This is a genomic window from Lysobacter sp. 22409, from assembly GCF_052045105.1.
Lineage (GTDB): Bacteria > Pseudomonadota > Gammaproteobacteria > Xanthomonadales > Xanthomonadaceae > Lysobacter > Lysobacter antibioticus_B.
This window is the reverse complement of sequence record NZ_JBQEOE010000002.1, coordinates 124,980-139,938: the sequence shown is the minus strand read 5'-3', so window position 1 is coordinate 139,938 and position 14,959 is coordinate 124,980. Positions and strand designations below refer to the sequence as shown.

At 66.7% G+C, this 14,959-nt stretch carries 13 protein-coding genes and 1 tRNA gene; 11 read left to right on the top strand and 3 right to left on the bottom strand.

Going from position 1 to position 14,959, the window contains the following annotated elements; translation table 11 throughout:
- Positions 1-264: 264 nt before the first annotated feature.
- On the bottom strand, positions 265-2,124 hold the full coding sequence (locus tag ACTJJK_RS01685; protein WP_440729292.1) for a DUF3413 domain-containing protein: 1,860 nt from the start codon (positions 2,122-2,124) through the stop codon (positions 265-267).
- Positions 2,125-2,404: 280 nt separating this feature from the next.
- On the opposite strand from ACTJJK_RS01685, the gene ACTJJK_RS01680 reads away from it, so the two are divergent.
- On the top strand, positions 2,405-3,340 hold the full coding sequence (locus ACTJJK_RS01680) for an isopenicillin N synthase family dioxygenase (protein ID WP_440729291.1): 936 nt from the start codon (positions 2,405-2,407) through the stop codon (positions 3,338-3,340).
- 136 nt (positions 3,341-3,476) lie between these two features.
- On the opposite strand, the gene ACTJJK_RS01675 is transcribed toward ACTJJK_RS01680, so the two are convergent.
- Positions 3,477-4,625, bottom strand: coding sequence for a trypsin-like serine peptidase (locus ACTJJK_RS01675; protein ID WP_440729290.1), 1,149 nt, complete (start codon positions 4,623-4,625; stop codon positions 3,477-3,479).
- Positions 4,626-5,184: 559 nt separating this feature from the next.
- Positions 5,185-5,721: a DNA-deoxyinosine glycosylase gene (locus ACTJJK_RS01670; RefSeq protein WP_031370884.1), complete on the bottom strand. Its 537-nt coding sequence runs from the start codon at positions 5,719-5,721 to the stop codon at positions 5,185-5,187.
- Between the two features lie 180 nt (positions 5,722-5,901).
- Here ACTJJK_RS01670 and tpiA point away from each other — a divergent pair, with 180 nt between their 5' ends.
- The 10 genes from tpiA (at position 5,902) to nuoG (ending at position 14,958) form a co-directional block, all read left to right on the top strand.
- On the top strand, positions 5,902-6,654 hold the full coding sequence (tpiA, locus tag ACTJJK_RS01665; RefSeq protein WP_223620082.1) for a triose-phosphate isomerase: 753 nt from the start codon (positions 5,902-5,904) through the stop codon (positions 6,652-6,654).
- 73 nt (positions 6,655-6,727) lie between these two features.
- The gene (gene secG / locus ACTJJK_RS01660) at positions 6,728-7,222 is read left to right on the top strand and encodes a preprotein translocase subunit SecG (protein WP_031370882.1); all 495 of its coding nucleotides are present in this window, start codon (positions 6,728-6,730) and stop codon (positions 7,220-7,222) included.
- Positions 7,223-7,344: 122 nt separating this feature from the next.
- Positions 7,345-7,429: transfer RNA gene (locus ACTJJK_RS01655), tRNA-Leu, on the top strand.
- Positions 7,430-7,607: 178 nt separating this feature from the next.
- Positions 7,608-7,964: an NADH-quinone oxidoreductase subunit A gene (locus ACTJJK_RS01650; protein ID WP_031370881.1), complete on the top strand. Its 357-nt coding sequence runs from the start codon at positions 7,608-7,610 to the stop codon at positions 7,962-7,964.
- Entirely contained in the window at positions 7,955-8,542 is a 588-nt protein-coding gene (locus tag ACTJJK_RS01645) for a NuoB/complex I 20 kDa subunit family protein (RefSeq protein ID WP_031370880.1), read from the top strand. Before ACTJJK_RS01650 ends, ACTJJK_RS01645 begins: the two co-directional genes overlap by 10 nt.
- On the top strand, positions 8,539-9,258 hold the full coding sequence (locus ACTJJK_RS01640; protein ID WP_440729289.1) for an NADH-quinone oxidoreductase subunit C: 720 nt from the start codon (positions 8,539-8,541) through the stop codon (positions 9,256-9,258). Before ACTJJK_RS01645 ends, ACTJJK_RS01640 begins: the two co-directional genes overlap by 4 nt.
- A gap of 20 nt (positions 9,259-9,278) precedes the next feature.
- Complete coding sequence (locus ACTJJK_RS01635) at positions 9,279-10,568, top strand: NADH-quinone oxidoreductase subunit D (protein ID WP_031370878.1); 1,290 nt, start codon at positions 9,279-9,281, stop codon at positions 10,566-10,568.
- A gap of 151 nt (positions 10,569-10,719) precedes the next feature.
- A complete protein-coding gene (gene nuoE / locus ACTJJK_RS01630; RefSeq protein ID WP_223620085.1) occupies positions 10,720-11,247 on the top strand; it encodes an NADH-quinone oxidoreductase subunit NuoE in 528 nt (175 codons plus the stop codon).
- Positions 11,248-11,258: 11 nt separating this feature from the next.
- Positions 11,259-12,623: an NADH-quinone oxidoreductase subunit NuoF gene (nuoF, locus tag ACTJJK_RS01625; protein WP_031370876.1), complete on the top strand. Its 1,365-nt coding sequence runs from the start codon at positions 11,259-11,261 to the stop codon at positions 12,621-12,623.
- Between the two features lie 103 nt (positions 12,624-12,726).
- On the top strand, positions 12,727-14,958 hold the full coding sequence (gene nuoG, locus ACTJJK_RS01620) for an NADH-quinone oxidoreductase subunit NuoG (RefSeq protein WP_440729288.1): 2,232 nt from the start codon (positions 12,727-12,729) through the stop codon (positions 14,956-14,958).
- Position 14,959: the final 1 nt, after the last annotated feature.

Here is a 14,959-nt window from a genome sequence, read left to right as displayed (position 1 = left end):
CGCGGCTCGCGCCGCTCCTACCCAAGAGCACGCAGCTTTGGGGTAGGAGCGACGCAAGTCGCGACCGTGATCTATCCGGCTTTGCGTAGCCATCGGCCGCCCCGTGGTCGCGGCTCGCGCCGCTCCTACAGGAGCTTCGCAGCTTTGGGGTAGGAGCGACGCAAGTCGCGACCGCCATTCGTCCGAACCTGCGCAGTCATCGGCGACCCCATGGTCGTGGCTCACGCCGCTCCTACAAGGGTAAGACGGCCCACCGCGCATTCCTCAACGCTGCTGAAACCGCGTCAGCATTTCCCAAGACTGCTTGACCGCCGCCGGGTCGACCTTGGCGTCGGGCAGGGGGCGGTATTGGCGGTCGACCACCGTGGCGGCGCCGTAATTGTCGAACAGATAGATCCGGTCGCCTTGGCGGATGCCGCGCTGCGACCAGCTTTCGACCAGCAGCGGGCGCGACGGCTGCCCCGGGCCGAACAGATCGCGGCCGGTGCTGTAATCGGTGCTGTCGTTGCGGCAGCCGAGCGCATGCCGCATCAGAGTCGGGACCAGGTCTTCGTGCGAGGTGGTGTGGGCGATCTTCTGCGGCGTCTTGCCCGGCCAGTGCAGCACGAACGGCGTGCGCAACTGGTAGTCGGAAAAATTGCCGTTGTGGCCCCAGTAGTTCTGCTTGAGGTCGTTGAATTCCTCGCCGTGGTCGCCGGTGATCACCACCACCGTGTTGTCGGCGAAGGGGCTGGCCTGGAGCCGAGCGAGGAAACGGCCGATCAGCTCGTCGCTGTAGCGCACCGAGGCGCGGTAGCGGTTGAACTCCGGGGTCGGGTCGTGGTCCGGCCCGAATTCGAACACGTTGATCTCTTTCGCCATCGGCTGGAACGGCGAGACATAGCCCTTGGGCATGTAATAGGGCTGGTGCGGCGAATCCAGGAACACGAAACCGAAGAAGCGCTTATCGGCCGGGGTCGCGACGATGTCGGCCTGCAACCGTTCCAGGATGGCCTGGTCGCGTTCGGCGCTCTTGCGTTCGCGCGGGCCGTTGACGATGTGCTCGCGCACTTCCGAGAACGCGGTGCGGTCGAACTCCGGGTTGTACAGCGGCGCGCTGCCGTAGATGTGCATGCCGTAGCCGTCGCGCTTCATCTGCCCGATCAAGGCCGAGCCGCGCTGTTCGGCGAGCATCTTGTGCCAGTAGCCGCCGGGCAGGCCGTAGAGCAGGCCGAACACGCCGAAGCGGGTGGCGTTGCCGGCGCTGTAATGATCGTCGAACGACAGCGACTGCTGCGCATAGCGCCAGGTGTTCGGCATCACTTCGGGGGTGAGCACGTCGTAGCGCAGCGATTCGAGCAGGATCACCACCACGTTGAGCTTGGGCTGGGCCTCGCATTGCAGCGGCCGGCGCGGGTAGGCCAGCAGGCCTTCGCCCGCGCTCGGCAGGCGCGCGGCTTCGGCGTTGGCGACGCCGAAGCGATGCAGAGCGTCCTTCAGGGTGATCGGTTGCGCCCACGGGATGTAGGGCAGTTGCGACATCACCGTGCGATCGCCGCGGGCGTCGTAGTAGGCGACCATGCCCTGGCCGAACAGCATCACCGCCGCCGCGATCCACCAGGCCTTGACGATACCGATCGTGCCGGGACGGCGCTCCACCGTGCGCCACCACAGCCAGGCGGCGACGATCTCGAGCATCAGCACCGAGCCGATCGCGAGCGCGATCAATCCCCAGACCGTACCGGAAAACACCACCTGATCCTGCATCGCGCCGCCGAACACCATGTTCGCGACCATGGCATTGAGGTGGAACCGGTACAGGGCGAAGACCTTGGCGTCGGCGACCAGCAGGCAGATCCAGGCCGATTGCAGGAGCACCGCGGCGATGGTCGTCCAGCGCATGCGCCGGCCGATCCAGCCCAGCAGCAGCGGGACCACGCCGAGCAGGGCGCCGAAGAACAGGAAATGCCCGGGCAGGGCCACGGTCAGGAAGAACGCGGCCTTCCAATGCTCGGCCAGATGGCCGAAGGGGATGTTGAAGCCGGCGATCGCGATCGCCGCCGCCGCGTTGGTCAGGGTGAACCCGGTCAGCCAGGCCAGGGCGCGACGCACCGTGAAGGCTTGGCGGGCGGCTAGGTCATCCATCTAAGGAGCGTCTCGGGCGGTCGGTGGCGCTGCCGGTCAGCAACGCCGGGTCGGGGCGCGACTTTATCGTGTAACAAAGCCGTGGAGAACCGTCGGAAGGAGGGGGCGGGCGCTGCGCATGAAGGCGTTCATCCTGTGTAGGGTCCAACTGCCCATACGGGCGGCCGGCCATGCGGGTTGTGTCCATACGGGCGGCCCGCGGCGCGGGCCTTGCGCGCAGCCCGCGGCTTTGAGCGAAGATAGCGGTCTGCCCGGAAGAAACATCAACAGGAACGTCAACGTGAGTCAGATTCCCACCCTGGACATCCGCCGCTTCGATACTGATCGCGACGCCTTCGTCGCCGAGCTCGGTGCGGCCTATCGCGAATGGGGCTTCGCCGGCATTCGCGGTCACGACATCTCGGACCATCAGATCGACCGCTCCTACGACGTGTTCAAGCGCTTTTTCGCCTTGCCCGAAGAGGTCAAGCGCAAGTATCACGTCGCCGGCGGCGGCGGCGCGCGCGGCTACACCCCGTTCGGCGTGGAGACCGCCAAGGATTCCAAGCATTTCGACCTCAAGGAGTTCTGGCACGTCGGCCGCGAGATCCCGCGCGACTCCAAGTACGCCGCCGAGATGCCGCCGAACCTGTGGCCGGAGGAGATCCCTGATTTCCGCGAACAGGCCTATGGCCTGTACCAGTCGCTCGACCGCCTCGGTTCGCGCGTGCTCAGCGCGCTGGCCCTGCACATCGGCCTGCCGGAGCAGTATTTCGCCGACAAGACCGACTCGGGCAATTCGATCCTGCGCCCGATCCACTACCCGCCGATCACCACCGACGACATCCCGAACGTGCGTGCCGGCGCCCACGAGGACATCAACCTGATCACCCTGCTGGTCGGCGCGAGCTCGGCCGGCCTGGAAGTGAAGTCGCGCAAGGGCGAGTGGGTGCCGTTCACCGCCGATGCCGACACCATCGTGGTCAACATCGGCGACATGCTGCAGCGCCTGACCAACCACGTATATCCTTCGACCACCCACCGCGTGGTCAACCCGCCGGGCGAGAAGGCGCGCCAGCCGCGTTATTCGACGCCGTTCTTCCTGCACCCGAACCCGGATTTCCTGATCGACGTGCTGCCCTCGACGATCACCCCGGACAACCCGAGCCGCTACCCCGAGCCGATCACCGCCCAGGGCTACCTCGAAGAGCGCTTGCGCGAGATCAAGCTGAAGTAGTCGATTTCGCAGGTGCTGTCCGCAGACAAGAAAAAGCCGGCTCGCGCCGGCTTTTTCTTTACAGCCTCGGCCAGTCCCTGGCCAGGGTTCCGGGATCGCGAACGAATCCCGAGTCCCCGTTCCCGAATCCCGGCTCTCAGCAACCGATCGCCGTGCACAGCGGGACGATGTTGTCGTCGTTGAAGCGCGCGCCGACCCAGGCGGTGCCGAAGGCGCCGATATGCGGGCCGCTGACCACGCTGTTGACGTGGTTGCCGCTGCTCGAGTTCGGCGTGTAGTTGATCAGCCAACCGCCGCCGCTGGCGCCGTAGGTCATGTCGCAACCCTGGACCAGGACGTTGGTGCCTTCGGTCGGCGAGTCGTAGGTCTGGCCGGCGCAGATGTTGGTGTACTGCGTGCTCAGGTTGCTCGCGTAGCCGTGCGAGTAGGTGTACAGCGAGTAGGGCTGGTTCCAGGCGCGGCCGAGCCAACCGACGTAGCTGGTCACCGGCAGGCCGCTGGTCTGCTCACCGGTCAGCTTGATCACCGCCACGTCCCAGCGGCGCGTGCCCGAGCTGATCCAGTTGGTCGGCACGCGCGCGGCGCTCCAGCCGAACTTGCCGTACGGCGCCACGCCGTAGCGCTCGGCCGGCACGAACAGGAAGTTCGAGTTCCAGCCCTGGCCGAAGGAGTACACGCAGTGCGCGGCCGTCACCAGCACCGAGTTGCCGCTGGCGACGTTGGCCGTGCAGTACGAGGTGCTGCCGTTGGGCTTGGTGAAATAGAGCTTGCCGATCTTGTTCCACGGCGAGGCCTTCCACTGGGTGGTGTAGTAGTTGCCGAGGAAGCGCGTGTACGGATAGTGGGCGCCGTCTTTCTCCGAGGAGATCGAGGCGTCCGCCGCCGCGCCCTGGCGCGCATCCAGCGCGTCGAGCTTGTCCCAGCTGGCGCGGAAATGGCTGCGGGCCAGGTAATTGCCGAAGGCCGGGGCGCTGCCGCCCGGGGCGCTGCCGGCGGCGCGCACGAGTTTGTCGGTCAGGGCCGCGGCCTGCGGCGCTGCGTCGTTGCCGCGGTCGGTCCAGACCATGGGCTTGGCTGCCGCGCGCTGACGTTCGGTCGCGAACGGATGGGCGTGGGCGTTCTTGGCATTGAGTTGCTGCGACTTCGGCGCGTCGATCGCGGCGATGTCGCCCTGCGGCGTGCGGATCACGGTCTCGCCGGCGATGGCCGAGGCGGTGGAGGAGAGCAGCACGAGCGCGCTGAACGCGGCGAGCTGCAGGGCGGAACGGTGGCGATGGGTCTTCATGGTGGAGCTCCTTGTGGTAGCGCTTCCCTGAGGGATGAACGGGTCGGTCCCTGTGTGACCGCTCGCGCTCCGACCCGGACGGCGCGAACGGCGTTTCGGCGCTGCTGGTGTCGATCACGACGACGGCGCAGCGACTTCCTGTGGGTGCGGACGAAAAGCTCCGCTTCCCGCGGCGCCCGGAGGGCCGCAAGCGATCGAGTGATGGTGGTGGGCCCTGCTGGGCGGTTAACCCCAACAAACGGCGGTGCCCTGGAGCGCAGGACAGGGGCAGAAGGAAAAAAGTCGCCGGCCGGGTCTCCGGCGGGCAGGGACGGGGCCGCTTTCGTCAGGCTGAAAGCCCATGGCGGCGCGGGTTTCAGTGGTGCGGGCCCGGTTCGGGCCGGGGCCGCGGATGTTGCAGACGTGAATCACCCGTACCGCCATCCGGAGGGCGCGGCCGAGCGGTCACGGAGGGCGGCGAGGCGGGTTTCGCGGCCGGATCGGCCGGCGAGGGCGCCGATCGGCCAGGCGTTCAGCCCGGCAATCAGCCCGGCAATCAGTCCAGGAACGAGCCCGGGAATCAGTCGGCTACGCAGACGCCGGCTTCGCGCAGGGCCTCGCGCCAGGCCGTCCACTTCGTCTCATTGCGCTGCGAGGCGTTGGCCGGGCTGGTCGAGGGCAGCCGACGCAGGATCAGGTCCGGGCGTGCCAGCGGCTTGAGGACGAAGCGGCGAAACGCGTGCTCGGCCTTGGCGCCGTTGAACAGCAGGGTGCGCACCTGCCGATGACGGGCCAGGAAGCCGGGGAAATCGTTGGCGACTGCGGTTTCGTCGCGGATCGCCGAGTCCAGGCTGCCCTCGCGTTCGCATTCGGCAAATACATCCCATAGCGCGATGCCTGCGGCGCGCAGGCGCTGCAGCCGCTGTTCGTACGCCAGTTCGGGGCCGGCGCCGACCGCCGCGCCCATGATCGGCCAGAAGCGGTTCTGCGGATGGGCGTAGTAGCGCCCGGCGGTCAGCGAGGCGACGCCGGGCATGCTGCCGAGCACCAGCACCTTGGCGTCCGGCGCCTCGATCGGGGCGAAGCTGTGCAGGGTGGGCGAGGGCGTGGGGCTCATGCGGCGCGGAAGGAAAGTGAGTAAAGAAAAGTGAGGAGTGAGTGGGGTGGCGCCTGGCTAAGTAAGGGCGGGCGCGCCGGAAACGAGTGTGTGGGGCCGCTTTGGCTCACTCCTCACTGCTCTCCACTCAGTCCTGGTCGTTGAATGTAAACTGCGCGCCTCAGCATCAAGGGAGTCGCCATGCGCCGCAGAATCGTCGCCGGAAACTGGAAGCTGCACGGCAGCCGCGAGTTCGCTTTCGCCTTGCTCGACGAAGTCGCAGCGCAAACGCCGCCGTCCGGTGTCGAACGCCTGATCCTACCGCCGCTGCCGTACCTGGGCGAGCTGATCGAGCACTACGGCGAGCGCGGCCTGAGCTTCGGCGCCCAGGACGTGAGCAGCAACGAGAAGGGCGCCTACACCGGCGAAGTCTCCGCCGCGATGCTCAAGGACGTCGGCGCCGGCTACGGCCTGGTCGGCCACTCCGAGCGCCGCCAGTACCACGCAGAAAGCAGCGAGCTGGTCGCGCGCAAGTTCGCCGCCGCCAAGGCCGCCGGGCTGGTGCCGGTCCTGTGCATCGGCGAGACCCTGGCCGAACGCGAAGACGGCCAGACCCAGTGGCGCCTGCAGGAGCAATTGGCCCCGATCTTCGAGCTGCTCGGCGTGGCCGCGCTGGAAGGCGCGATCCTCGCCTACGAACCGGTCTGGGCCATCGGCACCGGCAAGACCGCGACGCCCGAGCAGGCCCAGGAAGTCCACGCATTCATTCGTAGCGAAATCGCTTCACACGATGCTACAATCGCTGGCTCGCTTCCGATCCTTTACGGCGGAAGCGTGAAAGCCGACAACGCCGCCGCGCTGTTTTCCCAGCCGGACGTCGATGGCGGCCTGGTCGGCGGCGCCTCCCTGGTCGCAGCGGACTTCAACGCCATCGCACTCGCGGCGGCACCCTGATCGAGCGGGCCCGATGAACCTCGCGGGCCCGGCACGGTCGTAACAAGCAGTCCGAATCGAAGAATCCTTAACGATGCTGTTGTTCCTCAACGTCATCTATGTGTTGATCGCGATCGCCATGATCGCGCTGATCCTGATGCAGCGCGGCGCGGGTGCGCAGGCGGGCTCGGGCTTCGGCGGCGGTGCCTCGGCGACCGTGTTCGGTGCCCGCGGTTCGTCGAACTTCCTGTCCAAGGCCACCAAGTGGCTGGCGATCGCGTTTTTCGTGATCAGCCTCTTCATGGCCTGGCAGGCGAGTCGCACCGCAGTCACCCCGGACAAGCCCAGCGTCGGCCTCATGGGCAACGTTCCGCAGGCGACGGCTCCGGCCCCGTCGGCGACCGCTGCTCCGGCCACTAGCACCCCGGCGGCTCCGGCCACCAGCGTGCCGCAGGCTCCGGCAAGCCAGTCCGCTCCGGCGACGGCTCCGGCACCCGCGACCCAGGTTCCGGCGGCCCCGGCCGCTGCTCCGGCGCAGGTTCCGGCCGAGCAGGCAGCCCCGGCAAAGCAGCCGACTACTGGCGGCTGAGATAAACAGGTTAAAATAGAGTTCCAGCGCCCCGCTCGGATGGCGGGGCAGGTCAGCGATGACCGAGCGACTTCGCAAGACCCTTGTGAAGTCGAAGCCAGGATGGCTTGGTTGGATACAGTGCCCAGATGGCGGAATTGGTAGACGCACTACCTTGAGGTGGTAGCGACTTAGGTCGTGGGGGTTCGAGTCCCCCTTTGGGCACCATTCCATTCCTAGCTTCACACTCCTAGCTCCAAGCAATTCGCAACTCGCACCACGGTACGCAGGTGCGGCACGCACGGCGGGCCGCGACCCGCCGTCCCAACGACTGGGCGCCCGGGCGCCAAGCCAAGGTCGCGGAAACGCGCCCATGTAGCCGAACAAGTAGCCGAGAGAACACCGCGTGCTGGCCGAATACCTGCCGACTCTGTTGTTCCTGATCGTCGCCAGCGTCATTGGCGTCGCCCTGTTGGTAGTAGGCAATACGCTCGGACCCAAGCGTCCGACTGCGGAGAAACTGTCTCCGTACGAATGCGGCTTCGAAGCCTTCGAAGACGCGCGCATGCAGTTCGACGTGCGCTACTACCTGATCGCCATCCAGTTCATCATCTTCGACCTGGAAATCATCTTCATCGTGCCTTGGGCCACGGTGTTCCGAGACCTCGGACCGATCGGCCTGATCGAGATGGGCATTTTCGCCAGCATGCTCCTGCTCGGCTTCGTTTACGTCTGGAAGAAGGGAGCGCTCGAATGGGAGTGATCCAAACCGTTGGCGACAAGGTTTCGGGCTTGATGCACAACCCGATCCCGGAAGGCCGCCTCGACGACATCCTGCGCCCGGAAGGCGAAAATCCGCTGCTGCAGCAGGGTTTCGTCACGACCAATCTGGACACGCTCTGGAACTGGGCGCGCACCGGCTCGATGTGGCCGATGACCTTCGGTCTGGCCTGCTGTGCGGTCGAGATGATGCACGCCGGCGCCTCGCGCCTGGACCTGGACCGCTACGGCGTGGTGTTCCGCCCGTCGCCGCGCCAGTCCGACGTGATGATCGTCGCCGGCACCCTGGTCAACAAGATGGCCCCGGCGTTGCGCAAGGTCTACGACCAGATGCCCGACCCGAAGTGGGTGATCTCGATGGGCAGCTGCGCCAACGGCGGCGGCTACTACCACTATTCCTATGCGGTCGTGCGCGGTTGCGACCGCGTGGTGCCGGTCGACGTCTACGTGCCCGGCTGCCCGCCGACCGCCGAAGCGCTGGTCTACGGCATCCTGCAGTTGCAGCGCAAGATCCGCCGCGGCACCAACTTCGGCGATCACAAGCAGGGCGTCCGCGAATGAGCACTGCGAACCTTGCCGAGCGTCTGCGCGAACGTTTCGCCGACGCTCTGGTCGTCGTGGCCGAACCGCGCGGCGAGCTGACCCTCGAAGTCTCCCCGGCCGCCTGGCAGGCCGCGGCGCGCGCCTTGCGCGACGAGTTCGGTTTCGAGCAATGCGTCGACGTCAGCGGCGTCGACTACCTCAGCTACGGCGGCGACGAGTGGGACACCGACGTGTCCTCGGAAGGCTTCTCGCGCGGCGTCGAAGGCAAGAGCGCCGGCCGTTTCCGTTGGGGCGAGTCGCCCAACGGCGACGCCTCGACGCCGGAGCGCCGCTTCGCCGCGGTCGCCCATCTGCTGTCGTGCCAGCACAATCTGCGTCTGCGGCTGAAGACCTTCGCTGCGAACGACGACCTACCTGTGGTCGCTTCTCTGAGCGCCATTTGGCCCGGCACTAATTGGTTCGAACGAGAAGCCTTCGACCTGTACGGCATCATCTTCGAAGGCCATCCGGACCTGCGCCGCATCCTGACCGACTACGGTTTCGTCGGCCATCCGTTCCGCAAGGATTTCCCGCTGATCGGCAACGTCGAAGTGCGTTACGACGCCGAGAAGAAGCGCGTGGTTTACGAGCCGGTCTCGATCGAACCGCGCGTCGGCGTGCCGCGCGTGATCCGCGACGACGCGCGCTACCAGACCGCCGTCGGCGAAGCCGCCCAGCGCGGCGAGGTGAAGTGATGTCCAACCCCGCCACCACGATGCCGTTCGTCAACAGCGGCACCTCGGGCCTCAACAACGCCGAGATCCGCAACTACACGCTCAACTTCGGCCCCCAGCATCCGGCCGCGCACGGCGTGCTGCGCCTGATCCTGGAAATGGACGGCGAAGTCGTGCAGCGCGCCGACCCGCATATCGGCCTGCTGCACCGCGGCACCGAGAAGCTGGCCGAGTCCAAGCCGTTCAACCAGTCGATCGGCTACATGGATCGCCTGGACTACGTGTCGATGATGTGCAACGAGCACGCTTACGTGCGCGCGATCGAAACCCTGATGGGGATCGAGGCGCCCGAGCGTGCGCAGTACATCCGCACCATGTTCGATGAAATCACCCGCATCCTGAACCACCTGATGTGGGTCGGTTCCAACGCGCTCGACCTGGGCGCGATGGCGGTGTTCCTGTACGCCTTCCGCGAGCGCGAAGAGCTCATGGACTGCTACGAGGCGGTCAGCGGCGCGCGCATGCATGCCGCGTACTACCGTCCCGGCGGCGTCTATCGCGATCTGCCCGAGCGGATGCCGAAGTACAAGGAATCGCCGTGGAAGAAGGGCAGCAGCCTCAAGCGCTTCAACGAATGGCGCGAAGGCTCGATGCTCGACTACCTGGATGCGTTCACCGACGATTTCCCCAAGCGCGTCGACGAGTACGAGACGCTGCTGACCGATAACCGCATCTGGAAACAGCGTACCGTCGGCGTGGGCGTGATCTCGCCGGAGCAGGCCCTGGCCTGGGGCATGACCGGTCCGATGATCCGCGGCTCCGGCATCGCCTGGGACCTGCGCAAGAAGCAGCCCTATGCCAAGTACGCCGAGGTCGATTTCGACATTCCGGTCGGCGTCAACGGCGACTGCTACGACCGTTACCTGGTGCGCGTCGCGGAAATGCGCGAATCCACCCGCATCATCAAGCAGTGCGTGAAGTGGCTGCGCGCCAATCCCGGCCCCGTGATCGTCGACAACTTCAAGGTCGCCCCGCCCAAGCGCGAGGAGATGAAGGACGACATGGAAGCCCTGATCCATCACTTCAAGCTGTTCTCCGAAGGCTATTGCGTGCCGGCCGGCGAGACTTATGCCGCGGTCGAGGCACCCAAGGGCGAGTTCGGCTGCTACCTGGTCTCCGACGGCGCCAACAAGCCGTTCCGGGTCAAGCTGCGCGCGCCGGGCTTCGCCCATCTGTCGTCGATGGACGAGGTCGTCAAGGGCCACATGCTCGCCGACGTGGTGGCGATGATCGGCACCTACGACATCGTGTTCGGCGAGATCGATCGGTGAAGGCGGGAATCGGGAATCGCGAATGGGGAATCGACAAAGCTGAGGCCGTGCGGTTTTGCGCCGAGCTTCTGCGATTCGCCCGCTCCGCTTTCTCGCTGTTCCGCTTTTCCCGACTCTCGATTCCCCATTCCCGATTCCCGGCTTTACCCTTATGAAAGCGACAGGCAATTTCGAAGCCACCCAGCACGTCGATCCGATGCTCGCGCTATCGGACAAGACGCGTGCGCACATCGATCACTGGCTGAGCAAGTTTCCGCCGGACCGTAAGCGCTCGGCCGTGCTGCAGGGTCTGCATGCGGCGCAGGAGCAGAACGGCGGTTGGTTGACCGACGAGCTGATCGCCGCGGTCGCCAAGTACCTGAGCCTGCCGCCGGTGTGGGCCTACGAGGTCGCGAGCTTCTACTCGATGTTCGAGACCGAGAAAGTCGGTCGCAACAACGTCGCTTTCTGCACCAACATCAGCTGCTGGCTCAACGGCGCCGAGGACCTGGTCCGGCACGCCGAGAAGAAGCTCGGCTGCAAGCTCGGCGAATCCACCGCCGACGGCCGCGTCTTCCTCAAGCGCGAGGAAGAGTGCCTGGCCGCGTGCTGCGGCGCGCCGGTGGTCGTCGTCAATGGTCATTACCACGAGAAGCTCGATGCGACCCAGGTCGACGCGCTGCTCGACGGTTTGAAGTGAGGTCGGCCCCGATGGCGCATCACGATCACCACGATTATTCCAAGGGCTACGGCCCGGTCGGCCCGGCTCCGCAGGAGCACCAGGTCGTCTACACGACGCTGCATTACGAAACCCCCTGGTCGTACGAGAACTATCTCAAGACCGGCGGTTACAGCGCGTTGCGCAAGATCCTCAGCGAGAAGACCGACCCGGCGCAGATCGTCGACATGGTCAAGGCCTCGGGCCTGCGCGGCCGCGGCGGCGCGGGCTTTCCGACCGGCCTGAAGTGGAGCTTCATGCCCAAGGGCAGCGGCACCCAGAAGTACATTCTGTGCAACTCGGACGAATCCGAGCCGGGCACCGCCAAGGACCGCGACATCCTGCGCTTCAACCCGCATGCGGTGGTCGAGGGCATGGCGATCGCCTGCTACGCGACCGGTTCGACCGTCGCCTACAACTACCTGCGCGGCGAATTCCATCACGAGCCGTTCGAGCATTTCGAGCAGGCGCTGAAGGAAGCCTACGAACACGGCTGGCTGGGCAAGAACGTGCTCGGCAGCGGCGTGGACATCGACATCTACGGCGCGCTCGGCGCCGGCGCCTACATCTGCGGCGAAGAAACCGCGCTGATGGAATCGCTGGAAGGCAAGAAGGGCCAGCCGCGCTACAAGCCGCCGTTCCCGGCCAATTTCGGCCTGTACGGCAAGCCGACCACGATCAACAACACCGAGACCTACGCTTCGGTGCCGGCGATCCTGCGCAACGGCGCCGAGTGGTTCCTCAACCTCGGCAAGCCGAACAACGGCGGCCCGAAGATCTTCTCGGTGTCCGGCCACGTCAACAAGCCGGGCAATTACGAGATCCGCCTGGGCACTTCGTTCGCCGACCTGCTCGAACTTGCCGGCGGCGTGCGCGGCGGCCGCAAGCTCAAGGCCGTGATCCCCGGCGGTTCCTCGATGAAGGTGCTGCCGGCCGAGGCGATGATGGCCTGCACGATGGACTACGACTCGCTGCAGAAGGCCGGTTCCGGCCTCGGCTCGGGCGCGGTGATCGTGATGGACGAGACCGCCTGCATGGTCCGCGCCTGCCAGCGCATCGCCCGGTTCTATTTCAAGGAAAGCTGCGGCCAGTGCACGCCGTGCCGCGAAGGCACCGGCTGGATGTACCGCATGCTGACCCGCATCGTCGAGAAGCAGGCGACCCTGGACGACCTGCAGATGCTGCGCGCCGCCGCGGGCCAGATCGAAGGCCACACCATCTGCGCGTTCGGCGAAGCCGCCGCGTGGCCGGTGCAGGGCTTCCTGCACCACTTCTGGAGCGAGTTCGAATACGCGATCGTCAACAAGCGTTTCCTGGTCGACGATCAGGCCGCCGGCAACGTGGAGATGGCGGCATGAGCGCGGCGCACTACCACAACCCCCGTTGTTCGAACGCGATGCGTCCGGACAATGCGCCCCTTGACTCAAGGGGCTCGTTCGTCGCTTTGATGGGGGGCTCGCTGTGAGCGCTCAACCGGTAAATCCCAATCTGCCGCCGGACCACGTCACCGTCTTCATCGACGGCGTCGAGATGGCCGCGCCGAAGGGTTCGATGATCATCCAGGCCGCCGACAAGGCCGGCATCGCGATCCCGCGTTTCTGCTACCACGACAAGCTGGCGATCGCGGCGAACTGCCGCATGTGCCTGGTCGAAGTCGAGAAGATGCCCAAGCCGGCGCCGGCCTGCGCCACGCCGGTCATGGACGGCATGAAGGTCGTCACGCGCAGCGAAAAGGCGCTGAAGTCGCAGCGCAACGTGATGGAGTTCCTGCTCGTCAATCATCCGCTCGACTGCCCGATCTGCGATCAGGGCGGCGAGTGCGAACTGCAAGACCTGTCGATGGGCTACGGCCGTTCGGTCAGCCGTTTCTCCGAGCGCAAGCGCGTGGTGCCCGACGAGGACATCGGCCCGCTGGTCGCCACCGAGATGACGCGCTGCATCCAGTGCACGCGCTGCGTCCGCTTCACCGCCGAGATCGCCGGTACCTACGAGCTCGGCGGCATGTACCGCGGCGAGAACCTGCAGATCGGCACTTTCGACGGCAAGCCTTTGACCACCGAGCTGTCGGGCAACGTCATCGACGTGTGCCCGGTCGGCGCGCTGACCAACAAGGTGTTCCAGTTCAAGGCGCGCCCGTGGGAGCTGACCGCACGCGAGTCGCTGGGCTATCACGACGCGCTCGGCAGCAACCTGTTCCTGCACGTGCGCCGCGGCGACGTGCTGCGCACCGTGCCGCGCGACAACGAAGCGGTCAACGAGTGCTGGCTGTCGGACCGCGACCGTTATTCGCACCAGGGCCTGTACGCGGAAGACCGCGCTCAGCGCCCCATGGTCAAGGACGGCGGCGAGTGGCGCGAGGCCTCGTGGGACGAGGCCATGGCCCGCGCCGCTAAGATCCTGCGCGACAACGGCGGCGATAACCTCGGTGTGCTCGCGCACCCGGCGACCTCGAACGAAGAGGGCGCGCTGCTGGCTCGTCTGGCCGAGGCCCTGGGCACCGGCAACCTCGATCACCGCATCTCCCAGCACGACCTGTCCGACGCCGCCGTGGCCGAAACCTTCGCCATGCCGGCCGCCGAGATCGACAAGGCCGACCTGGTCGTGATCGTCGGCAGCAACCTGCGCCACGAATTGCCGCTGGTGCATCAGCGCGTGCGCAAGGCCTTCAACCGCGGCGCCAAGGTGCACGTGGTCAATCCGGTCGACTTCGATTTCACCTTCGACGTCGCCGGCAAGCGCATCGTCGCGCCGTCGCAGCTCGCCGCCGCGCTCGGCGACGAGGCGCTGCGCGAAATCGCCAAGAACGCCACGCATGCGGCGATCATCGTCGGCGCGCTGGCCGAGAACGGCCCCTACGCCGCCGCCATCCGTGCCGCCGCGAAGGCTTTCGCCGACGCCACCGGTGCGCGTCTGTGCCGTATTCCGCAGGGCGCGAACGCGGTCGGCCTGGCTCGCCAGGGCGTGCTGCCGAGCGCCCGCGATGCGCGCGGCATGCTCGACGAAGCGCGCGGCGCTTACATTCTCTACGGCATCGAGCCGGGTCTGGATTTCGCCGACACCGCCAGTGCGCTGCGCGCGCTCGGCGCGGCCCAGGTCGTGGCCTTCAGCCATTACGCCTGCCGTTCGACCCAGGCCGTCGCCGACGTGATCCTGCCGATCGGTCTGCTGCCTGAAGTCGACGCCACCCTGACCAACCTCGACGGCATCGAGCAACGTGCGGTCTCCGGCGGCAAGCTGCCGGGCGAAGCGCGTCCGGGCTGGCGCGTGCTGCGCGCGCTCGGTGGCGAACTGGCGGCCAAGGGCTTCGAGTTCACCGATCTCGACGGCCTGCGCGCCGGTCTGCAAGGCCGCGACGTCAAGCCGGCCGCCGGCCGTGCGCCGACGGCGGCGGGCGAGGGCATGGAGGTCGCGGTCTCGACCGCGATCTACCGCAGCGACGCCACCGTGCGCCGCGCGCCCGCACTGCAATCGCACCCGCTCAATCTCGAGCCGCGTGCGGTGCTGCATTCCAGCGATGCCGCCGCGCTCGGTTTCACCGCTGGCGCGGTGGGCAAGTTCAGCGCCGGCGCCGGCACCGCCACGCTGCCGGTCGCGATCAGCGACAAGGTCGCGCCGGGTACGGTCTGGATCGAAAGCGGGCATGGCGCCACCGCGCCGCTCGGCGCCGCCCGCGTCAACGTGGTGAGGGCATGAG